This window comes from Paenibacillus sp. FSL R5-0810, assembly GCF_038002285.1.
In the GTDB taxonomy this organism is placed as follows: Bacteria; Bacillota; Bacilli; order Paenibacillales; family Paenibacillaceae; genus Paenibacillus_AQ; species Paenibacillus_AQ lactis.
In genome coordinates, this window is record NZ_JBBOCF010000001.1 from 6,257,955 (window position 1) to 6,280,064 (window position 22,110).

Consider the following 22,110-nt stretch of genomic DNA (forward strand, 5'->3'; position numbering starts at 1 on the left):
AGACATGAAACCAAAGCAATTTGCAGTGATCGGTTTGGGGCGGTTCGGCTCGAGTCTGGCACTGGAACTAATGGAACTAGGCTATGAGGTTCTCGGCATTGACCGGAACGAAGAGGTCGTCGAGGATATGAGCGAGTATCTGACCCATACGGTGGTCGCCGATGCTACGGATGAGGAGATGCTGAAATCGCTCGGCATCCGCAACTTCGACTGCGGGATCGTCGCGATCGGAGACGATATCCAGATGAGCATTCTGTCCGCCATCCTGCTCAAGGAGCTTGGCGTATCGACCGTCGTGGCCAAAGCGATTTCCGTGCTGCACGGCCGGGCGCTGCAGAAGCTGGGTGTGGACCGGGTCATCTTCCCCGAACGGGATATGGGAATCCGTGTGGCTCACCAGCTGGTTACGCCGAATCTGCTCGACTATATCGAATTATCTAAGGATTATTTGATCGTGGAAATGACGGTAACCGATTGTATGGACGGCAAGACGTTAAGCGAACTGAACACGCGCGTCCGTTACGGTGTCACGGTGGTCGCCCTCAACAAGCGATCCGGCATTATCGTCGCGCCGACGGCGATGGACGTGGTCAACGCCGGCGATGTTATGGTCGTCATCGGCTCCAACGACAATGTGGAGCGGTTTGAGACGGAAGTCGTGAATCTGCAGCAGAAATAATACAAAAAAACCTGACGATCTCTAGGTCGTCAGGTTTTTTCGCTGCTTCTCTTCCGCAAGGCTTCGGAAGAGCACCTCGGTTTCGTTAATCCAGCGGCGGGCGGCGCTGCTAAGCTCTGAAGCATCCCCGTAAATCAACGAGGTCGTCCGCCGCGTCTCCATGAGCGCGGGGATGTGAATGTCCACAAGCCCGTTGTCGGAGAGCAGCTGCGGACGGAGGTATGATTTCGGAAGCAGGGCCGCTGCTTTGCAGGTCGGGATCAAGCGGACGATCGCTTCGAAGGAATCGATCTCCATCCGAATATCGGGCATGATGCCCCACCGGTGAAACAGGTCGTCCGTCAGCTTACGGTACCAGGTTCCGGTCGAGAAAATAATCATCGGAAGCCCCTGGAGGTGCTCGACCTCGACATCCTCCAGCTCCGCCAGCGGATGGACGGCGGGAATGACGAGCTCCAGATGATCGTCAAACAGGGGAATGCAGTTTAGTCCCGGTTGGTTGATGGAAGAGGCGACGATGCCGACATCCACCCGTTTATCCCTTACATAAGAAACGATCTCATGGGTTTTGCCGGTAATCAGCTTGATTTCCGCGGCGGGATGCCGCTCCATGAACGCGTTGACGAGCGGGGGCAGCGTCGTCTGCAGCGTCGTCAGGCTCGCGCCCAGATTAATCGAGATCTGCTCCCCTTCCCGATAGTGGGCGAGCGTCTGCATGAGCTTCAGCTGCTGCTGGCGCTGCTCCAGCGCAAAGGTATATACGATCTGCCCGATCGACGTCAGCTCAAGGCGCTTGCCGCGCCGGTTGAACAGGGGCAGGCCGAGCTCGTCTTCGAGCTTGGCGATCTTCCGCGAGAGCGCCGGCTGGGACAGGTTCAGCAGCTTGGATGCTTTATTGATGCTGGATTGCTCCACCACAACGGCAAACATGTCCAGATCTTCGAACATGATATTCCTCCATTATATATAGGATAGTGTTCCAATAACTACTTATGCGTATAGATTATAACGATTAATAATTATATTGCAATTCCCTTATAAGAAAAAAAGGAGTAACATGAAACATGACACAGGATGTTCACACGTTTGTGGAAAAAGGGAACATTTTGTCGTTGCACGCGAAAAGCACAGTGTAAGTAAGTGTAATTGTTCCGTAAATAGGAAAGAGTGAAATTGAAAACGCTGCACATTGGAAAGGGGAACGTCAACTGATGAAAGGGTATTATTCCAGAAAGCTGCATTCCTTACTCGGTGTCATACCGCTTGGAGCATTTCTGCTCAGCCACATGATATCCAACTTTCAGGCTTTCGAGGGTGGAAAGGAAGGCTTCAAGGGAGCCGTGAATTTACTGAACAGCTTGCCTCTAATCTTCTTCCTTGAGCTGTTCTTGATCTGGCTGCCGCTGATGTACCACGGCATTTACGGTCTGTACATTGCGTATCAGGCCAAAAACAACATCGGCAATTACAATTATGAGCGGAACATCCGTTTTACCGTTCAGCGGATTACCGGGGTTATTACGTTCGTATTTGTGATCTGGCATATGTACGACACCCGTTTTCAGATCATGATCGGCAAGATCACCCATGATGATCTGGGTGCCGTCATGCACGATATCGTGAGCAATCCTGTATTATTTGTTCTGTATATTATCGGCGTTGTATCGGCTACGTTCCACTTCGCGAACGGCCTTTGGGCATTCCTCGTCAGCTGGGGCATTACCGTCGGCCCGCGCGCGCAGCGAGTATCCACATACATTTGCATGGGCTTGTTCGTATTTATGAGCGTCCTGTTTATCCTTGCGATGACCGGATTCAGAAACTCCGAGTTCCAAGCTGCGCAAGCAGCGATCGATGTAGTTAAGACAGTCTTGGCTTAAAGTGCAAGTTCAAAAAGCCGGTTTTTCAGCACCGAGAAGGTTGGATGAAGTTAGGGACTGAAGGGCGGAGCGTACGATTTGGGTACGTGAGCACTGGAAGGCCCGGCTGAGTTCAAGATTCGATGCCGAGTTACATCTTGATACACTACGTGATCAAAAGACGACTTTTTGAACAACCTCTTAAAGGAGTGAACGTATAAATGGCAGCATCTAATATTATCGTAGTGGGCGGCGGCCTTGCCGGACTGATGGCAACCATTAAAGCGGCCGAAGCAGGAGCCCATGTTCATCTGTTCTCACTGGTACCTGTGAAACGTTCTCACTCCGTGTGCGCGCAAGGCGGCATTAACGGAGCGGTTAATACGAAAGGTGAAGGCGACTCCCCGTGGGAGCACTTTGACGATACGGTTTACGGCGGGGACTTCCTGGCGAACCAGCCGCCGGTTAAAGCGATGTGCGAAGCCGCTCCGGGCATTATTCACCTCATGGACCGCATGGGCGTTATGTTCAACCGTACGCCTGAAGGCCTTCTGGATTTCCGCCGCTTCGGCGGAACGAAGCATCACCGCACGGCGTTTGCTGGAGCGACCACCGGCCAGCAGCTGCTGTACGCGCTTGACGAGCAGGTGCGCCGCTGGGAAACTGCAGGTCTCGTGACCAAATACGAGAACTGGGAGTTCCTGAACGCGGTTATTGATGACGAGGGCGTATGCCGCGGCATTGCCGCCCAGGACCTTCGCTCCATGGAGATCCGGGCGTTCAAGGCAGATGCCGTCATTCTGGCCAGCGGTGGCCCCGGCATCATTTTCGGTAAAACGACGAACTCGGTTATCAACACCGGTACGGCAGCAAGCGCGGTATACCAGCAGGGCGTATACTACGCTAACGGCGAATTCATCCAGATTCACCCGACCGCCATTCCAGGCGACGACAAGCTGCGCCTGATGTCGGAATCGGCCCGCGGTGAAGGCGGCCGGATCTGGACTTATAAAGACGGAAAGCCTTGGTACTTCCTCGAAGAGAAATATCCTGCATACGGCAACCTCGTTCCGCGGGATATCGCGACTCGCGAAATTTTCTCCGTATGCGTGGACATGGGCCTTGGCATTAACGGCGAGAACATGGTATACCTGGATCTCTCCCACAAGGATCCGAAGGAGCTGGACGTGAAGCTAGGGGGCATCATCGAGATCTATGAGAAGTTTATGGGTGACGACCCTCGCAAAATTCCAATGAAGATCTTCCCTGCAGTCCATTATTCCATGGGCGGCATGTGGGTCGATTACAACCAGATGACGAATATTCCTGGCCTGTTCGCAGCCGGGGAATGCGAATATCAATATCACGGAGCCAACCGCTTGGGCGCGAACTCGCTCGTATCGGCCATTTACGGCGGCATGGTCGCAGGTCCGAAGGCGATCGAGTATGTTAAAGGCTTGAAGAAATCGTCCGAGGATATCTCCTCCAGCGTCTTCGACCGGTACACGAAAGAGCAGACCACGAAGTACGAAGGGCTTCTGAAGATGGAAGGCACGGAAAATGCTTACGTGATTCATAAAGAGCTTGGCGAATGGATGACCAACAACATGACCGTTGTCCGCTACAACGACAAGCTCCAGGAGACGATCAACAAGATCAAGGAATTGAAGCAGCGCTACCGCAACATCAACATGACCGATACGTCCCGCTGGAACAACCAAGGCGTGGCATTCACGCGTCAGCTGTGGAACATGCTGGAGCTTGCGGAAGCAATGACGCTTGGAGCCCTGCTCCGGAATGAAAGCCGCGGAGCTCACTATAAGCCGGAATTCCCTGATCGCGATGACGAGAATTTCCTGAAAACAACGAAAGCGAAATGGACGCCAGAAGGACCGCAAATCTCGTACGAAGAAGTGGATGTTTCCTTAATCCCGCCGCGTATTCGCGACTATTCGAAAGAAAAGTAAGAAGGGGGATTTACCATGGCTCAAACGGCAGCCGCCTCAAAGACAGTAAAATTTATCATCACTCGTCAGGACAACCCGGAATCCAAAGCGTATACAGAGGAATTTGAGGTTCCGTACCGTCCCGGCATGAACGTAATTAGCGCGCTGATGGAAATTCAGCGCAATCCGAAGAATGCGCAAGGCCAAACGACTTCCCCGGTATGCTGGGATTCCAACTGTCTGGAGGAAGTATGCGGTGCCTGTTCAATGGTCATCAACGGCAAGCCGCGCCAAGCCTGTGCGGCGCTGATCGACAAGCTGGAGCAGCCGATCCGCATCCAGCCGATGAAGACTTTCCCGGTCGTGCGCGACTTGGTCATCGACCGGAGCCGGATGTTCTCCGCCCTGAAGCGGGTTAAAGCCTGGATTCCGATCGACGGCACGTATGATCTCGGTCCCGGACCCCGCATGGCGGAGAAGAAGCGCCAATGGGCTTACGAGCTGTCCAAATGCATGACGTGCGGCGTATGTCTTGAGGCTTGCCCGAATGTCAACGAGAAGACCGACTTTATCGGTCCAGCGGCCATTTCCCAGGTCCGCTTGTTCAACGCCCATCCAACTGGCGAGCTGAACAAGGAGGAACGCCTGGAGGCGCTGATGCAGGACGGCGGCATTGAAGGCTGTGGCAACTCGCAGAACTGCGTACGCTCCTGCCCGAAAGGCATTCCGCTGACGACATCGATCGCGGAGATGAATAAAGAAACAACGAAGCATCTGTTCAAGCGCTGGCTCAGCGTCTAGAACCGAAAAGCTTACGAAATGGCAACAACAGCGCCTGACCGCTTGTATCATTCGCGGTCGGGCGCTGTTATGTTGTACGATAATAGCAGAACTTTTTATCTAAAGGTGGTACGCAATCATGATTACAGAAAGACCGATTACGATTCAGGATTTGAGTCGGGACCTCGCCGCTTTAGGCGTTAAGGAAGGGATGACGGTGCTTCTCCATTCTTCGCTTAAGAGCATCGGCGGATGGATCGTCGGCGGGGCTGAAGCCGTCATTCTCGCGCTAACGGAGGTGCTGGGTAAGGAAGGAACGCTGGTGATGCCCACACAGTCCCCGAACTTGACGAACCCGGAGACCTGGGGAAATCCGCCCGCCGATCCGAAATGGTGGCAGCTGATCCGGGACAGTATGCCTCCCTTTGATCCCGATGCTACGGTAACCTCGGGAATGGGGGTTATTCCGGAAACGTTCCGTAAGCAGAAGGGGGTCATCCGGAGCCTTCATCCGCATGTCTCCTTCGCGGCTCGAGGCCGTGCAGCGAAGGGGCTGATGGACCCGCATCCGCTGACAGACGGCCTCGGGGAATCCTCGCCTCTGGCCCGGCTGTACGATGCAGACGCCTTCGTGCTGATGCTCGGGACCGGCTATGGCAGCAATACCTCCTTCCATCTGGCCGAGTATCGCGCGGCGTGGAGGGGCAAAGAGCATATTACGTCCCAAGCGCCGGTATCGAGAGCTGGAGGCAAGACGGAATGGGTGTCCTTTTCGGATATCAATTATCATGCCGACGATTTTGAAGCGTTGGGGGCTGCATTCGAGCAGGAGTGCAAGGAAGCCTGCAGTTACGGGAACGTAGGCGCAGCCTCTTGCGTCCTGGTCAAACAGCGTAGAATGGTGGATTTTGCCGTAGAGTGGCTTGCCCGTAACCGGTAAAAGTCGGATTGCCAAGGAACGCCAGTTGCATGAGCTCCTCTCCAAGGGTAATAAATGATTAGGTGTAATGCGGCCGGAGTACGAACGATCGATATGGGGCCGTAGGAAGGAGGGGACGCTCATGAGCTGGTGGATGTGGCTGCTCAATTTGGCGGGGTTGATAGCCTTGATTTATGCGTTCTACATGATGGACAAGAAATGGTCAAGCCGGCCGCTGCTGCTCGCGCCTTTGCTGATTTATGTGCTGGTGTCGGTGGAGGATTTGCTTGGTTGGATCGATCTGATGGAAATTGTACCAGGCAAGGGAGGGATGCGTGCTCTCATTGTGATCTTCTCCTTGTGCTCGGTTGTCTTCTATGTGCTGTACATCTTCGATAAAATCGCGGATTCCGTGAACCGGCATGTCGATATGAAGACAACCCTCATCCGAATCAGCATGGCCGCTGCCATGTGTATTTTATTTTTCACGCTGGTCTATATGTCAATCTACAAGCTGTTTGGCGGTGTATCCTTTGAAGGGGATAATCTAGGGCAGGACCCGCTGTCGCAGTTCATTACGTTTCTATATTTCAGCATGGCCACGTTTGTGACGGTCGGGTATGGGGATGTAAGTCCGGTTGACAACACTTCAAGACTGGTCGTCATCTTGGAGATCGCTTTTAGCTTTATCACCGTTGCTTATGCGCTGTCCATGCTTGGAACCCTGCGGCAAATATTCAAGCCGGGTAGTGATCGGCCTGAAACCTACAGCACTGAAGAGGGCGAACCGGGAACGGCCGCCCCGCCGCATGAGCGCAAGCATTTTACCCGATAGTCAGCCAAATTTGATGAGCGCAGGAATTGATTTCGGCTCAAGGTGCTTTGTCAGCTGACGCTGACGGGCAGCGGTAACACCCAGCAGTCATCAATAATTGACATCACACGTTGATAGGCGTACAGCCTGCAAGGGAGTGGGGATCAATCGACGCCATCAAGTTCCCGGGTCCGCTCTCGTGGATGGCTATCCCCGGTTCACGGCTTCAGCAGCTTTTTGAGAATGCCTAGCCCGTTTTTTGACGGATACCGGAATTTAAAGTCGAACCGGTTCGTCTGCTTCAGCACGCTCTTCATATGCGAGAAGGTGTAGAAGCTGTACTGCCCGTGATACGAGCCCATCCCGCTCTCGCCGACACCGCCGAACGGCAAATACGGCGTAGCCAGATGCATGAGCGTATCGTTGACGCAGCCTCCGCCGAAGGAAACGGAGGACAGCACATGCTCCTGTAGGTCCTCATTCTCGGTGAACAAATAGAATGCAAGCGGCTTGGGGCGTGACTGAACGGCCCGGATCGCTTCGTTCATGTCATCATAAGTCAGGATCGGGCATATGGGTCCGAAAATCTCCTCTTCCATCACCGGCATATCCCAAGCTACTTGATCAAGAACCGTTGGTTCAATGCGGAGCTTGTCCTTATCGGCCTTGCCGCCGTGCCGAAGGTGGCCGTTATCCAGAAAGCCTGCCAGCCGATTGAAGTGCTTCTGCGACACGATTCGGCCGTAATCGGGGTTGTTCAGCGGCTCAGGGCCATAGAATTCAATGATCGCTTCCTTTAAATAGGCGATGAACGGCTCTTTTACGCGGCTGTGAACCAATACATAATCGGGTGCTACGCATGTCTGCCCGGCATTCGTGAACTTTCCGAAGGCAATGCGCGATGCCGTCAGCTTCAGTGGAGCGTCCTCATGGACGATGCAGGGGCTTTTGCCCCCGAGCTCGAGCGTGAGGGGAGTCAGGCGCTTGGCTGCTGCTTCCATCACGATTTTCCCCACATTCACGCTGCCGGTAAAAAAGATATAGTCCAGCGGCTGCTCCAGCAGCACGGTGCTGACCTCGGGCCCGCCCTCAACAGAAGCGACGTACTCCGGCGGGAACGTTTCTTCCAGGATGGACGTAATAAGCGCGGAGACGGCCGGCGTCAGCTCGGACGGCTTAACAACAGCGGTATTGCCCGCAGCCAGCGCGCCGATCAGGGGAGAGATGGCAAGCTGCCAAGGGTAATTCCAAGGAGCAATAATTAGCACGCTGCCGTACGGCTCGGGATAGATCATCCCCTTGCTGCCGACATGCGTCAGCGCCGTTTTCACGCGCTCGGGTTTGCTCCAGCGCTTTATATTTTTCAAGATATGTGAGAGCTCTTTGTAAACGATGCCGATTTCTGTCGTATAGGCTTCCTGCTCGCTCTTGTTCAGGTCCTGGCGCAGCGCCTGGATTACCTCGCTCTCTCTGGCGACGATGACCTCGCGGAGTCTGGTGAGCTGCCGGATCCGGAATTCCGGCTCCTTCGTGAATCCTTTCAGGAAAAACTGCTTCTGCGATGAAACTAATGACGGGATGGATTCGTTAACAATCATAAGCAGCTGCAGGCTCCTTTCCATGGGCATAGACTTGTAACGATTTATCGTATAAAAGTAATAAATCTAACCGTGCTATCGAGCATGTCCTCAGATAAGTTCATGCCAATACACTCAGGGTGTTCTTTTCCATATTATATAGGAGGATGTCCGTTTATGAAAAATTCATCCACAGGGCCGCAGCGGCCATCCAGCCAAGCGGATGCCAAGCCGGCAGCGGGCACGACCATGACGCGGCGCAGGTTTCTGAAGCATGGGGCGGCTGCCGTCCTGGGAGCAGGCCTTGCGGTGGGTGCCTACGCCTCCTTGTGGGAGCCTAACCGGCTGGAGGTCAGGCGGCTAACACTGGCGCTGAATGGTCTGCCTGCCGCTTTCAACGGCCTGAAGGTTGTTCAGTTCAGCGATATGCATCTGGGCTTTTATGCAGGTGCCAAGGCCGCCGTGCGGGTGGTTGAAGCCATTAACCGGGAGAAGCCGGATCTCATATGCTTTACAGGGGATATGGTGGACGGGGAGGTTGATGCTTTGGAGGAAGCGATTCTGCCGTTGTCCGGCCTCGAAGCCGCGTTCGGAAAATACTCGATCCTCGGCAACCATGATTTCTACGATGTAGAGAAGCTGATCCGGATGGAGGAGAAGGCGGGATTCACCGTGCTTCGTAACAGCCATGCCAAGCTCAGACGAGGCGGCGAACAGATCGCGGTTGTGGGCTTGGATGACGGAATATGGGGGCATCCTGATCCGGCATCGGCGCTTGAAGGACTCCCGGAGGGGATGATCAAGATAGTGCTGATGCATGAGCCGGACTATGGTGATACAACTGCGGAGTACCCGGTTCATCTGCAGCTGTCCGGCCACAGCCATGGCGGGCAGGTACGGCTGCCTTGGCTTGGGGAGGTTGTGACGCCACCTGGGGCAAAACGTTATGTACAAGGCTTGTATCATGTCGGCAGCCGTGGGATGCCGCTGTATGTCAATCGTGGGATCGGGATGACGCAGCTGCCGATCCGGCTGCTATGTCAACCGGAGCTGACGGTATTGACGCTCCGGGGGGCAGACGTGTGATCGTGAAAGTCTTGGTGCCAAATCGCCATCATAGTATTGATAAATAACAAGTTGCAATAATAACAAGATGCGATACCATTCAAATGGCCGTGCATGTCCTGGCGAATGGATCAATATGAAACGTACAATTTGAATTTTTGTTACACAATTGAAATATACCTGTTATGAAACTCTAACAGCGAGAGGTTAAACTTATCACATGACCCCCTTTTGAGAATATATATGATGCTTTTGGATCCGCTGTGCGGGTCCACTTTTTTTGTTCCTGTGTATTATTTATGGATCTGCAATAAAAAAACAGAAGGGGTACCCCTGTTAAAGAGGTACGGCAACCTTCTGTTTTTGCTCGTAATAGACCCATTCCTTAAACCCGATCTCTTTCAGAACCTTGGCCACTTCCTCGAACTCGTCGCCGACCCGGGACGGTTTATGCGCGTCGGAGCCGAAGGTCACATCGACGCCGTAATGATGCGCAACCTCCAGAATTTCGTTGGACGGATACCATCCGCCGCACAGCTTCGTTTTGCCGGAGGTGTTGATTTCGATCGCCAGCCCGGATTCCGCGATGACCTTCAGCGTTTCCTCTATCGCTTCGTCTGCCTTGATTTCGGAGAATAACGGATAGTTGCCCTTCATGGCATCCATGTGCGCGATAATTTGAAACATCCCGCTTCGCGCGGACTGCCGGATCAGATTGAAATACTCCTCCTTATCGGCCACTTGCTCGGACGGAGTCAGCTTCTTCCACCGGTTTTTATTAAATATGCTGACGCCTCTCACGTGGTGGATGGATCCGATAATGTAATCGAAAGGGTAGGCAGACATAGCCTGTTGATATACATTGGCATGCTCAGGAAAGAAGTCCGATTCGATTCCCAGCAGAACCTTGATCTTGCCCTCGTACTCCCGTTTCAATTGCAGCACTTCCCGGACGTACCCGTCAAAGTCGGCTTTAGCCATGGAGATGGAAGGAAAAGGATGCTCCTCCTCGCTTCCGAAGTATGGCGTATGGTCCGAAATCCCGATGACTTGTAAATCCGCAGCAATGGCCGCTTCGATATAATCCCGGATATTGCCGTCCGCATGGCCGCAGCGGAAATGGTGGGTGTGCAGATCAAATTTCATGATAAGCCCTCCTTCATGCTGTTATCGTCATAATATAGCATCCCGATTCTGGTCATGATCATCGTGACTTACTCGGTGCTGATGAATTGCGTTTCCGGCATGCCCTTCAAGTCGCTTAAAAATTGCCGCATGGCCGAGCTTACATAACGGCTGCTCTTATAGATGACGCCGACCGGATGGCTTACCTCCAGCTCGCTGAGCGGAACGATCTGCAGGGTGCCGTTTCGAAGCTCTGTCGCTACGGATTGCTTCGAAATGATGGCAGCGCCAAGATTAATCTCAACCATCCGTTTGATTTCCTCGCTGCTGGACAGCTCCATGACCACCTGAGGATCGATGCCGTGCTTCTTCATGACGTCGTCGGCGAAACGGCGGCCAACGGTATCGCGCGATAGCAAAATAAGAGGCGTGCTGCCAAGCACATCGATGCTTGCCTTGGATAGTTTGGCCAGCGGGTGCTGAGGGGATACAACTAATTCAAACGTATCGTAGTACAGGATGGATGTGCTGAGGTTGGGATTGCGTTCGATCAAATAACCGATTCCGATGTCGATGAGACCATTCTCCACGCTATGGTAGATTTGTGAGGATGCCATGGATTGAATGGTTGTTTTAATGTGGGGGAACTGATCCTGGAAGTAGGAAAGAACCCGGGGCAGAATCTGAATGGCGATGGAAGTGGTCGTACCTAATTGAATATGCCCTTGAGGCGTCTGGTCTAGATCCGACAGCCGCTGCTTCAGCTCGTCCACGATGCTCAGAATTTGCTCGGCATGCTCCACGAACACCTGTCCACGGTCGGTTAACGTTACCGGTTGGCTCCGGTCTACCAGCACGGTTTTGAACTCTTCCTCCAAGCTCTTGATCTGAGCCGATACGGCCGGTTGTGTCAGATTAAGAAGCTCTCCGGCTTTGCGAAAGCTCATCGTTTTGGAGATGGTAATTAGCGTTTCCAATTGGCTGATGTTCATAGCCTTCCTCCTTACTTGATATGATTCTTCCGCTCGTAAATCCACGTGCAGCCCGCTTTATTTAAATTATAGGGTATTCTGCCTGAAGGAGCAATTGAGGCAGCATTCCGCTTGTGTCAGCTAAAAAGTTTCGAAATCCGGACATTTATTATTAAAAGATTGCGAATGCATCCGATAATAGTAAAGTAGACATAGCTTCAGGTGAGACCAAAGTACCTTTTAAGCGAATGGATGACCGAATGCGAAATCGACGTTATTACGATAGCTCCAAAGTTGGAAGAGCTGTTGGAATAGGGGGTTGTCGCTAATTTGTGATGATTTATTAAAGGGTATCCATTATAATGTTTAAATAAATCGTTGGGACTTTGGGACCCTGACCAACAACCCAGTGAAAGGGGCGAAAGTAAGGAATGAAAGCGGAAGTCATCAATCCTTTTTTAGAGTCCGCACGACATGTGATCGAGCAAGTCATACAGGTTTCACCTTCCACGGGGAATCTTGGGGTCAAGGAGATCGGATTTATCGAGAATCATATCTGGATCCAAATCGGAATGACAGGGCAAATGAACGGGGATATCGTATTTGGGATCCAGGAGAAGGTAGCGCTGCACATGGTATCGGCCATGATGGGCGGATATGTCATTACCGAAATGGACGAGATGGGACAGAGTGCGATATCAGAGCTGGGCAATATGATTAGCGGCAATGCCAGCATGATTTTGTCCAACCAAGGAGTAAGCGTTGATATTACGCCGCCGCGGGTGATTAAATCGGATCATGCCTCCGGCCTGTTTCAGAAAAAGGCGCTGTGCATTCCCCTCATGATGGAAGGCATCGGCGAACTGGATATTCAAGTCATGATTTCGTAAAATAAGACCAAGTGAGCCGCCGGGCTCCTGCAGAGCAATGCCGGGAAGCCGGCAGGCACTGGTAGGCAGCTCTAGCGGTAAAGGAAGGGATAACGAAATCATGCTCAAAAATAAAGTGATCGCGGTGACGGGCGCTTCCAGCGGCATCGGGGCCCTGATAGCCCAGCGGCTGTCCGACGAAGGCGCGGTCGTTATACTGGCCGGACGTTCGATGGAGCGTCTGCGGGAAGCCGGCAGCCGCTTGAAAGGACCCCATGAGCTGGTCGTCATGGACGTACAAGACCCCCATCAGGTGGATTCGGTGTTGAAAGAGGCATCCCGGAAGCACGGCAGAATCGATGTGCTGGTGAACAATGCCGGATACGGCAAGTTCGAGGCATTCCTGGATATGCCTGCCTCTGAATTTGAAGATATGATGGACGTCAATTATATGGGGATTGTACGGTGCACCCAGGCAGTCCTGCCGGGGATGCTGGAGCGAGGCGACGGGCAGATCGTCAATATCGCTTCGATGGCAGGGAAGATCGGCACTGCCAAATCCACTGCCTACTCTGCCACGAAGCATGCCGTATTGGGACTTAGCAATGCTCTGCGGCAGGAGCTGCGGCATACAGGCATCACCGTCTCGACCGTCAATCCGGGACCGATTGATACGCCGTTCTTCTCCTTGGCCGATCCTTCGGGCGGATACGTCAAAAATGTCGGCTGGCTTATGATGAAGCCGGAATATGTAGCCGAACAGGTCGTCAAGCTCATTATCAAACGCAAGGAAGAGCTCAATCTGCCAAGATTGGCCGCTGTCGGCATTCGCTTATATCAGCTGTTTCCGAGATTTGCGGATCGTGTATCCCATCGGTGGATGAATCAGAAATAAACAACAGCCTACAGGCTTTCCGTCTCCGCGAGAATGTCGCGCAGCAGGCGGAGAGCTTGTTTCGTCTGCCCGGCATCCGCCGAGAGCAGGGTGATCGCCTGGTCCAGCCGTTCCTTGTAGCGATCCGGCTTGAGCGGGAAGGACTCGATCATGGCCACCGCGCGCTTCTCGTTAATGCAGTAGGTCTCATTCTTGGCGAACAGCACTTGATTCAAGCAGGCAATGCACCGGTAGACGTGGCCGGCAACGTAGGTGATGTCGTCTTTGGACGCGTTATCGTCCGCAAACATCAGGGAGAAGGATGCCTCGAAGGTGAAAAATCCGACGATGGCGCTCTTCAAAGCTTGAGGATAAGGCTTCGTCTTCGCCTGAAGCGTCTGAATGCGGTTATCCTTATCGGACAAAATGCGGCAAACAGACAGCTCACCCATATACATCACATTAAGGTAAGCGTGCGGATGCCCGGTCTGGTAATGGGCTGAAACCGATCCCTTCGTGCATTCCTCCACGATTCTGGACACGCGGTGAATATCGCGGAATAAGAAATCCACGTGGTACCCCTCGATCACTAACCAGCCGCCCCCGTTAACCCAGGCACCCCATTCCCCGAGCGAAGTGATAATGCCCTCGCGATGCTCGTCATCCAATTTTTTCGCCGCCTTCGCGATATGCTCGACCTGGAATCCCTCGGATTCATCATAATAAATGCCGATATCGATATCCGAATCCGGCCTTGCTGTCCCTTTGGCTCTGGATCCGCCAAGCACGACGCCGACAACGCCGGGCAGATGACGGAGTTCTTTCGTGATGTTATCAAGCAGTGCTTCGACCTTTGCAGTCATGGTAAATCTCCCCCCAGTCATATCCTTTTAATTCATTTTACACTAAAATCGGCAAATAACAGGTGGTTATGATAAAGCGAAGATTTTCTTCCCAAATGCTTGTCCGAAAGGTTGTATTTGGTGAGCGCCCGGTTTTGGCATATAATGAGAAGGAACGAATGAGACCCGATAAAATAAAGGATGGACGATCATATGACTTCAACTACGTTTCATACATTGGGAATAGCAGAGGATTTAACGGCAAGGCTCTCGGAATTCGGCATTGTGGCGCCGTCACCGGTTCAGGCCGAAGCCATTCCTCCGATCCTTGCGGGCAAGGACGTGCTTGCAACGTCCCAGACGGGAACCGGCAAGACGCTGGCTTACCTGCTTCCGATCCTTCAGGGCATCGACCCGGAGGTAAAGGCAGCACAGAAGCTGATTGTCGCTCCAACCCAGGAGCTGGCGATCCAGATCGTTAGAGAGGGCGAGCGTTATGGGGAGGCTCGCGGCATCGGCGTCATCGGATTAATCGGCGGCGCGGCGGCCAAGCGACAGATCGAGAAGCTGAAGCAGCATCCTCAGCTGATCGTCGGAACGCCGGGACGCATCCGGGAGCTGATCGAAATTCGCAAGCTCAAAATGCACCAGGTAACCACCATCGTCATTGACGAGGTGGATCAGGTGTTTCAGTCAGGCGGTGCGAGCGATGTGGAACGGATCCTGCGCAGCGCGCTGCGCGACCGTCAGCTCGTATTCCTATCGGCAACGGTCGGTCCTGAGACGGCCGAGCTGGCTAAGAAGGAAATGGATCAGCCGGTTGAGATCGGTATCGATCCGGAGCGCCGGACGCCGTCCGGTCTGGAGCATTATTATTTCGTATCCGAAGAACGGGACAAACTGGACATGCTTCGCCGGATCGTCCGCCATTACGATCCCGAACGGGCGCTCGTCTTTGTGAACGCCACTGAGGATCTGGCCGAGGTGGAAGCCAAGCTGAATTATCTCGGCTTGAATGCAGCCGCCTTGTACGGAGACGCCGACAAGCTGACTCGGAGCCGGGTCCTGAACGCATTCAGGGAAGGGCGGACGAAGCTGCTTGTAGCAAGTGACGTTGCTGCCCGTGGGCTGGATATCGAAGGTCTCGGCATGGTCATCAACTATGATCCGCCGATTGATGCCGAGCACTATACCCATCGTGCAGGACGGACAGGACGGATGGGGCGTAAGGGGCTTGCGATTACCCTTGTGACTGACCGGCAAACCTTCATTATGCGTAAGTTCAACCGCGAGCTGGGCATTTCGATCGAAGAGAGAGTCCTATACGGCGGGAAAATTCGCACGCCACGCTCCGCTTCGGAGCGGGACAGTGTCGGTCGTGGTTCCCATGCCGGCAATCGAGCGAACAAGCCGGCTGCCCGGAAGCCGGCGTCGATCAGCTCGAAGGGACGGGCAGGCAACGGCAAAGCGAACGGAGAACGTCCGAGCGAGAGGGAGCGCGACCGCAAGAACAAGGGTGCGCCGAAATGGCTGAAGAATAAACCGCCGCGGGGCTGACCTGCGGCACGGCTTATATTTAACCAATACGAATCCGTAGAATCGGCTTAGAACCGGGCCAGGCCCGGTATCCTCAACTGGATTCACGCGCACAAGCGCTTCTGACCGAGGCAGGGTTCGGTGTTTTTTAAGTAGAAGAGGTGATGTGGTAATGAGTGAGCAGCCGGTGTTGTCTGTTCAAGGATTAAGCGGCGGGTACAGCATAAACCGTCCGGTTCTGCATGATATCACGTTCCAGGTGCAGCCGGGGGAGATGGTCGGTCTGATCGGATTGAACGGGGCGGGGAAGAGCACGACGATGAAGCATATCCTCGGACTGATGAATCCGCAGAAGGGAGAGATTGAGGTCCAGGGCAAGCGCCGGACGGAGGACTCCGAGGCGTATCACAGTGCACTGGGTTTTGTTCCCGAATCCCCGCTTCTGTACGATGAGTTGACGGTACGCGAGCACTTGGAATTTACGGCCCGTTCCTACGGCGTTTCCCGCGAGGATTATGAATCGAGGGGGGAGCAGCTGGCGAGGCTGTTCCGGATGGAGGAGAAGATGGACAGCCTGTCAACGCATCTGTCCAAAGGGATGCGTCAAAAGGTGATGATCATGTGCGCATTCGTGGCCAGACCTTCCCTTTATATTATCGATGAGCCCTTCCTCGGGCTGGATCCGCTAGGGATCCGCTCCCTGCTCGATTTCATGCTGGAGCTAAAGGCTTCAGGCTCTTCCATCCTGTTAAGCTCGCATATCCTCTCCACCATCGAGAATTATTGCGACCGGTTTGTGGTGCTGCACCGCGGCAGCATTATTGCCCAAGGAACGCTGGAGGAAATGCGGGAGCAAGCGGGAAGGCCGGGCCTTCCGCTGGAGGAGCTGTTTAATGTATTGGTTCAAGGCGGTAGCGGCATATGAACTTGCGCGAGCTGTATGATAAACGGCGCGGTCAGTTCTGGGGCGATATCCTGCCCTATCTGGGTTATGTCATACAAAGCGGGGTCGCCGTCGTTACGCTGTTCCTGCTGATCGCGTTCGCGGCGTGGTATACGGCCTTTCTGCAGCATATTCCGCAGGGGCTCCCGATTCGCTGGATCATGCTGGTTATTTTGCTCCCGATCGTCATTAACAGCAGCGTACGCACGTATCTGCGCTCGGCGGACACCGTTTTTCTGCTGCCGCAGGAATCCCGAATGAGCACTTATTTTCGCAAAGGCTGGATTAGCGGTGTCGTGTACAAAATCATCGGTTTAGGCATCGTGCTCCTTATCTTATGGCCTCTGTACATACGCAGTGATACATCACCTAAGACGCTTCTGGTCACATTCCTGGTGCTGGTTGCCCTCAAGCTGCTCGCCAGTTACGGAAGTTGGAGGGAGCAGCTGATGGTGTCCCGTACCGCGGCAGGCGCTTACCGTTTACTGCGGTGGGCCGTTTCGGCGCTCGGCATTGCCGCTTGGCTGTGGCATCCGTCCGGGCGAAGCCTGATTTTTATTGCGCTGCTCGGTCTCGCGTATGGATTCGCTGTGCGCTTTCCTGTCCGGCACCTTGTCGCCTGGGAGCGGTTAATCGCCATTGAACGCAGACAGGCCGGACGGGTCATGCTGGTGCTGAGCTGGTTCGTGAATGTGCCGCAGCGCGAACAGCGCGTGCACGCCAGGAAATGGCTGTCGGGATGGGGAAGGGGCGTTCCATGGGGCAAGGACGAGGCCTACCGGTATTTGCTCGTCAAGAGCTTTGCCCGCAGCGATATCTTGGGCATTCTGGTGCGGGTCGGGCTACTGGGAGTGCTGCTCGTATGGCTCACCCGGGAGGACTGGGCTTCGGCAGCCGTATATTGGATCGGGCTCTTGATCATCGGACTGCAGCTGTCCGCCCTGCGCAAGCTTCATCCTGAATCATTCTGGCTGCATATTTACCCGCTCCCCGAGGGGACAAGGCGGGAGAGCGAGAACAAGCTGATCTTTCAGGTGCAGCTGTTCTGGGTCGTGCTGCTGTGGCTGCCGTTGATCCCGGCCGTTCCCGGAACGCCGGATCGGACGCTTCTCACGCTGGCAGGAGGGATCGCGCTGGTTCTTTTGTCCCGCTGGAACGCCGTGCGAAAGAACCGGCGAGCCGACGATGATGATGAATAGATAGGCGAAGATGATGATAAAGAGATAGACGAAGATGATGATAAATAGAGGAAGGCCGGGATGCATCCATCCCGGCCTTCCTCTATTGCTTTCGTATGAATAGTAGCCGTATCAGCAGCAGAAGCCGCAGTGTCCTTCGGGGTCGGACGACCTGTCATTATCCGTGCCGCCAGCTAGGAAGTGGCTTAGACCCAGAAAGAACGAGTGATGATAACGAGCAGGATAAAGAGAACCAGAATGGCTCCTACTCCGTATCCACCGCCATATCCGCCGTATCCGCCGCATCCTCTTACATCTTCAACTGCACCCATGTTCATTCCCCTTTCACTTAGTTGAATTGTAGTACATGGTATTGTATGTTGCAGGGGGGCTATGTGTATGGGCGAGCGTTTATTTATCACAGAAAGATGATCTGATGCAAAGCGGGACAAGGGTCTATCGGCTTAAGCCTGCTGCAAATCCTGAATTCCTTGGTAGATCAGGTCGAACAGATCCTCCAGGTACTCCTCTTCAATGCAGGAGAATGCAATCCGGAGATCCTCTTCGCCCAGGGCAATCGTCCCGACGCCGTATTGGCGGATCAGATGGGACCGAAGCGCTTCAGCCGATACCGTCTTCAGCTTCAGGCACATGAAGTATCCCGAGTTAAACGGATAGTATTCCCAGACATCACCGTATTTGCCGCTGTCGAGAATGGCCTTTACTTTATTGGCGCGTCCCTTCATGATGCTGAACTTCTCTTGCTTCTGCTCCTCGAATTCCGGAGCCTTCAGCGCTTCGAGGACGAACGATTGCGAAGGATGCGGACCGCTGGAGATGGTTGCCCGGATGATGCCGAGGGTCTTCTGCTCAAGTACATCCAGCACATCCTGGTTCTCCGAGGCGAAGGTAATGAAGCCTACGCGGAAGCCCCACACATATTCTTCCTTCGTAGCGCCGTCGACTTTCACAGGCAGGATTCGCGGATGGAGGCCGGCAAGATGACCGAACAGCGATTCTGTTAAGGAGTTCTCGAAGAACAGTCCGAAGTAGGCGTCATCGGTCACGACGACAACATTGATGCCGGCTTCGGCGGCTTCCGTAATCGCGGATACGATGGCTGCGCCTTCCTCGGCTCCCGGCGTGTAGCCTGTCGGGTTGTTAGGGAAGTTCAGCAGAACGATCGCTTTGCCTTTATCCTTCTGGTTCAGAAGAGCCTCGCGAAGTCCCTCCGCATTAAACTTCATATTTTCAGTGAAAAGAGGATAGGTTACATGAACGCCATGGCGGCGGATGCCGAACGTCAGCTCGTAATTCTCCCAGTTCTTGTCCGGATAAATGACCGCATCGCCCTCATCGGCGAACAGGTCGGCCACGATGCTGAGACCATGAGTCAGGGCATTGGTGACGATCGGATTGCTGAAGCTCTTTCCCTCCAAGGACGGATTCTCACGGAGCATCTTGTTCCGCCATACGGAGCGCAGCTCAGGCTTGCCTGCCGGCGGGGCATAAGGATACAGATCCTTCGGCTGGAAAGCCGAAAGCTTATCCTGGATCACGCCAAGATGCATCGGGATGCCGCCTTCGGTGGCGATGCCGATCGTCGCGTTATATTTCTTCGCTTGGGCGGATGCCTCCGCCGACTGACTCAGAATTCCTTCCTTCGGGAAGTATATTTCTTTGCCGAGCGTAGAGAGCATGTCATACACATGCGGGTTGCCTGCTAACAGTTTCTCGTTCAATTGTCCAGCCAATGGGTTCATGAAATGGTTCCTTCCTTCCGAGTACTTTTGGTTAAGGTAAGAGGCGAATGCATGAAAGCTTCTTACATTTTCATTGCCTTTCATTATACCATCAGACCCGGGAACCGTCACGGATAAATGCCCAGATTTAACGCGGTCCAGGGTAATATTTACAGATGTGCGCAGCCGTCTCGCCGTCCCGGGTCCGGCCGCGTTCCTCAAGCCGTCCGATCATGTCCTGCAGCCGATCAGGCTTCAAATTTTGGCCGAATTTGAATTTGGCGCTCATCCGCTTCGGAACGAGCTTGATTACCGCTACACCCTTGAGCCGGGAAGCATAGGCGCGGTCTCCGGCGTCGATGGTACGGTAGCCGCCCTCGGGCTGGAGCTTGCGCATCATGGCTTCCATCGCTAATGCTTTCTCCTCAAGATCATGGACGAGGACGGCTTCTCCTGCTGCCGTTACGCTCTTGAAGTAGGCCGTAGCGGGACATGCCATTTCCGGATCCGAGAAATAGGAAGGGATCAAAGCATACTCATCGGCCACCGTAAAGCTGACGGCGGGAGTGCGGCGCAAGTGCTCCATTTTCTCCCCCAGCCGGCTGCCGTGAAAGTAAAAGCTCCCCTGTACATAAACAAAATTCAGCGGCGTAACCCGCGGCAGCCCGTGTTCATCCACGGTTCCGAGAAAGCCGAAGCTCATTCCGTTCAGGAAGTCTTCGATCTCCTTCGGATCCTCGATTGCAAATTCGTCTCTTCTCATGATATTACGCTCTCCCTCCATCGCATTGTGATGAGTATCAGCATACGACGAACATTGACAAGGAAAAAGCGCCAATTTACATTAATTTATATAGTCCAATTTAAAATAAGGGAGGTCCCTTCGGTGGAGCTTGGGCTTCCGTTCGAGACATACGTCGAGCAGTATAAATATAAATATTTGGCGCTTTATCATGCCATTCGCGCTGCGATTCACAGCGGCAGACTGCCGGAAGGGACGCGCCTGCCCGCTACCCGGGAGCTTGCCAAGCTTTACGGCATATCCAGAGGCTCCGCTGCGCAAAGCTATGACATGCTGATGGCGGAAGGCTATGTCGTCTCAAGGCAGGGGAGCGGCACTTATGTCGCCGAGGGGTTCACGGTTCCTGAGCAGCCGCCTCCTGCCGAAGCGGTCCCGCTGCTGTCGGCCTGGGGCCGGCGGCTTGCGGAGCTCCGGGACGAATCCGCCGAAGCCCGCCGGTCGGAGCTGGCGCCGCCTGAAGGAACCATATCCTTTGCCGATGCGCGCATGCCGATGGAGGATTTTCCGTATGACGAATGGCGGAGCGCATTGAACTATGCCGGCGGGAGCGGAGGGAAGGAGCTGTCCTCCGGCGCTCCGCCCGAAGGCGCGCTGGAGCTTCGGCGGGCGATTGCCGGACATCTTCGGTTTACGCGGGGCATCCAGGCGGAGCCGGAGCATATCGTAATCTTCAGCGGGTCGATGCAGGGCATCGTCCTGCTCTTCCAGCTCCTGCTGGACCCCGGCGACCGCGCGGTGATCGAGGATCCCGGCTACGACGGGATCCGCAGGGGCGTGTCCGCTACCGGCGGGATTCCATTGCCGGCTCCGGTTGATGCTTCCGGGCTTGTCCCTGTCGACTGGGACGCCAGGCTTCTGGTCGTTAGTCCGAGCCGGCAGTACCCTACGGGAGCCGTGCTTCCGCTAGAGAGGCGGCGGGCGCTGCTGAACTGGGCGAGAACCCGCCAGGCTTACATTATCGAGGATGACTACGACAGCGAGCTTCGCTGGGGAGGCAAGCCGATCGAGCCATTGAAGATGCTCGATGACGAGGGAAGGGTGATCTTCGTCGGCTCCTTCTCCAAGACGATGTTCACCGGTCTGCGGATCGGTTATGCGGTGCTCCCTCCGAGTCTTACGAATGCCGTCGTCAGGGCCAAGTCGCTGTATGATCCGATCTCGCCCGGCGTGCTGGAGCAGCGGGCGTTGGCACGGTTCATCGCCAGCGGCGGTTACGGGCGGCATCTCCGGCGGATGACCCGGCGCTACGGCGCGAGGTATCGAACGCTTCGCGAAGCGATGGACGCTCATGCAGGCGGCTTATTCCGGCTCCGGCCCTGCGACGCGGGGCTTCACGTGTATGCGGACTGGCTGCAATCGCCCGCCGAGTATCACGCGTTTCGCCAAGCCGCGCGCAGTCGCGGCGTGCTGTTTCGCGATGCGACCGTTTACAGCTGCACGCCTGGTCCGCCCGGCGCATGCTTTGGATTTTCCCAGTTGGAGCGGGCAAATATCGAAGCAGGCGTTCTCCGTTTGGCATCGGCATGGGCGGACATGCAAAAAAACGGAAAACCGGGTATGATGGAGAGAGAATATTTTTAAAAGAGATG

Annotated in this window: 21 protein-coding genes; 13 read left to right on the top strand and 8 right to left on the bottom strand. The window is 54.4% G+C overall.

What is annotated here, in order from left to right; translation table 11 throughout:
* The first annotated feature begins 4 nt into the window (after nt 1–4).
* Nucleotides 5–679 (top strand): potassium channel family protein, encoded by a 675-nt coding sequence (locus tag MKX76_RS27965; RefSeq protein WP_007132006.1) that lies wholly within the window; start codon nt 5–7, stop codon nt 677–679.
* 21 nt (nt 680–700) lie between these two features.
* Here the strand turns inward: MKX76_RS27965 and MKX76_RS27970 are convergent, their stop codons facing one another.
* Complete coding sequence (locus MKX76_RS27970; RefSeq protein ID WP_007132007.1) at nt 701–1,627, bottom strand: LysR family transcriptional regulator; 927 nt, start codon at nt 1,625–1,627, stop codon at nt 701–703.
* A 263-nt stretch (nt 1,628–1,890) separates the two neighbouring features.
* Between MKX76_RS27970 and MKX76_RS27975 the strand changes: the two genes are divergently transcribed.
* From MKX76_RS27975 to MKX76_RS27995, 5 genes are all read left to right on the top strand, one after another.
* A complete protein-coding gene (locus tag MKX76_RS27975) occupies nt 1,891–2,559 on the top strand; it encodes a succinate dehydrogenase cytochrome b558 subunit (protein WP_028404807.1) in 669 nt (222 codons plus the stop codon).
* 200 nt (nt 2,560–2,759) lie between these two features.
* The gene (gene sdhA / locus MKX76_RS27980) at nt 2,760–4,505 is read left to right on the top strand and encodes a succinate dehydrogenase flavoprotein subunit (RefSeq protein WP_028404808.1); all 1,746 of its coding nucleotides are present in this window, start codon (nt 2,760–2,762) and stop codon (nt 4,503–4,505) included.
* A gap of 15 nt (nt 4,506–4,520) precedes the next feature.
* Nucleotides 4,521–5,285 carry a succinate dehydrogenase iron-sulfur subunit gene (sdhB, locus tag MKX76_RS27985; RefSeq protein ID WP_007132010.1) on the top strand — a complete coding sequence of 255 codons (765 nt, stop codon included), beginning with the start codon at nt 4,521–4,523 and terminating at the stop codon, nt 5,283–5,285.
* A 118-nt stretch (nt 5,286–5,403) separates the two neighbouring features.
* Nucleotides 5,404–6,204 (top strand): aminoglycoside N(3)-acetyltransferase, encoded by an 801-nt coding sequence (locus MKX76_RS27990; protein WP_341034951.1) that lies wholly within the window; start codon nt 5,404–5,406, stop codon nt 6,202–6,204.
* A gap of 121 nt (nt 6,205–6,325) precedes the next feature.
* Nucleotides 6,326–7,018, top strand: a complete 693-nt coding sequence (locus MKX76_RS27995; protein WP_007132012.1) for a potassium channel family protein — start codon at nt 6,326–6,328, stop codon at nt 7,016–7,018.
* 197 nt (nt 7,019–7,215) lie between these two features.
* On the opposite strand, the gene MKX76_RS28000 is transcribed toward MKX76_RS27995, so the two are convergent.
* A complete protein-coding gene (locus MKX76_RS28000) occupies nt 7,216–8,595 on the bottom strand; it encodes an aldehyde dehydrogenase (RefSeq protein ID WP_213616406.1) in 1,380 nt (459 codons plus the stop codon).
* Nucleotides 8,596–8,751: 156 nt separating this feature from the next.
* On the opposite strand from MKX76_RS28000, the gene MKX76_RS28005 reads away from it, so the two are divergent.
* Nucleotides 8,752–9,660, top strand: a complete 909-nt coding sequence (locus tag MKX76_RS28005) for a metallophosphoesterase (RefSeq protein ID WP_213616288.1) — start codon at nt 8,752–8,754, stop codon at nt 9,658–9,660.
* Nucleotides 9,661–9,975: 315 nt separating this feature from the next.
* Here the strand turns inward: MKX76_RS28005 and MKX76_RS28010 are convergent, their stop codons facing one another.
* Both MKX76_RS28010 and MKX76_RS28015 read right to left on the bottom strand, forming a co-directional pair.
* Nucleotides 9,976–10,785, bottom strand: coding sequence for a histidinol-phosphatase (locus MKX76_RS28010; protein WP_213616290.1), 810 nt, complete (start codon nt 10,783–10,785; stop codon nt 9,976–9,978).
* 68 nt (nt 10,786–10,853) lie between these two features.
* Nucleotides 10,854–11,756, bottom strand: coding sequence for a LysR family transcriptional regulator (locus MKX76_RS28015; protein WP_341034952.1), 903 nt, complete (start codon nt 11,754–11,756; stop codon nt 10,854–10,856).
* Nucleotides 11,757–12,166: 410 nt separating this feature from the next.
* On the opposite strand from MKX76_RS28015, the gene MKX76_RS28020 reads away from it, so the two are divergent.
* Complete coding sequence (locus tag MKX76_RS28020) at nt 12,167–12,625, top strand: chemotaxis protein CheX (protein WP_007132017.1); 459 nt, start codon at nt 12,167–12,169, stop codon at nt 12,623–12,625.
* Nucleotides 12,626–12,725: 100 nt separating this feature from the next.
* Complete coding sequence (locus tag MKX76_RS28025; protein WP_007132018.1) at nt 12,726–13,499, top strand: SDR family NAD(P)-dependent oxidoreductase; 774 nt, start codon at nt 12,726–12,728, stop codon at nt 13,497–13,499.
* An 8-nt stretch (nt 13,500–13,507) separates the two neighbouring features.
* On the opposite strand, the gene MKX76_RS28030 is transcribed toward MKX76_RS28025, so the two are convergent.
* Complete coding sequence (locus MKX76_RS28030; RefSeq protein ID WP_007132019.1) at nt 13,508–14,341, bottom strand: nucleotidyltransferase domain-containing protein; 834 nt, start codon at nt 14,339–14,341, stop codon at nt 13,508–13,510.
* A 192-nt stretch (nt 14,342–14,533) separates the two neighbouring features.
* On the opposite strand from MKX76_RS28030, the gene MKX76_RS28035 reads away from it, so the two are divergent.
* The 3 genes from MKX76_RS28035 to MKX76_RS28045 all read left to right on the top strand — a co-directional run bounded on the left by MKX76_RS28035 (nt 14,534) and on the right by MKX76_RS28045 (nt 17,998).
* Complete coding sequence (locus tag MKX76_RS28035; RefSeq protein ID WP_341034953.1) at nt 14,534–15,877, top strand: DEAD/DEAH box helicase; 1,344 nt, start codon at nt 14,534–14,536, stop codon at nt 15,875–15,877.
* Nucleotides 15,878–16,028: 151 nt separating this feature from the next.
* Nucleotides 16,029–16,781, top strand: coding sequence for an ABC transporter ATP-binding protein (locus MKX76_RS28040; RefSeq protein ID WP_007132021.1), 753 nt, complete (start codon nt 16,029–16,031; stop codon nt 16,779–16,781).
* Complete coding sequence (locus MKX76_RS28045; RefSeq protein WP_210094551.1) at nt 16,778–17,998, top strand: ABC transporter permease; 1,221 nt, start codon at nt 16,778–16,780, stop codon at nt 17,996–17,998. The genes MKX76_RS28040 and MKX76_RS28045 overlap by 4 nt, the downstream gene beginning before the upstream one ends.
* Before the next feature lie 185 nt (nt 17,999–18,183).
* Here the strand turns inward: MKX76_RS28045 and MKX76_RS28050 are convergent, their stop codons facing one another.
* The 3 genes from MKX76_RS28050 to MKX76_RS28060 all read right to left on the bottom strand — a co-directional run bounded on the left by MKX76_RS28050 (nt 18,184) and on the right by MKX76_RS28060 (nt 20,482).
* Complete coding sequence (locus tag MKX76_RS28050) at nt 18,184–18,309, bottom strand: sporulation protein YjcZ (protein WP_077568058.1); 126 nt, start codon at nt 18,307–18,309, stop codon at nt 18,184–18,186.
* 132 nt (nt 18,310–18,441) lie between these two features.
* Nucleotides 18,442–19,740, bottom strand: coding sequence for an aminotransferase class I/II-fold pyridoxal phosphate-dependent enzyme (locus MKX76_RS28055; protein ID WP_007132023.1), 1,299 nt, complete (start codon nt 19,738–19,740; stop codon nt 18,442–18,444).
* A 127-nt stretch (nt 19,741–19,867) separates the two neighbouring features.
* The gene (locus MKX76_RS28060; protein ID WP_007132024.1) at nt 19,868–20,482 is read right to left on the bottom strand and encodes a pyridoxamine 5'-phosphate oxidase family protein; all 615 of its coding nucleotides are present in this window, start codon (nt 20,480–20,482) and stop codon (nt 19,868–19,870) included.
* 123 nt (nt 20,483–20,605) lie between these two features.
* Between MKX76_RS28060 and pdxR the strand changes: the two genes are divergently transcribed.
* Entirely contained in the window at nt 20,606–22,102 is a 1,497-nt protein-coding gene (pdxR, locus tag MKX76_RS28065) for a MocR-like pyridoxine biosynthesis transcription factor PdxR (RefSeq protein ID WP_251535657.1), read from the top strand.
* Nucleotides 22,103–22,110 lie beyond the last annotated feature (8 nt).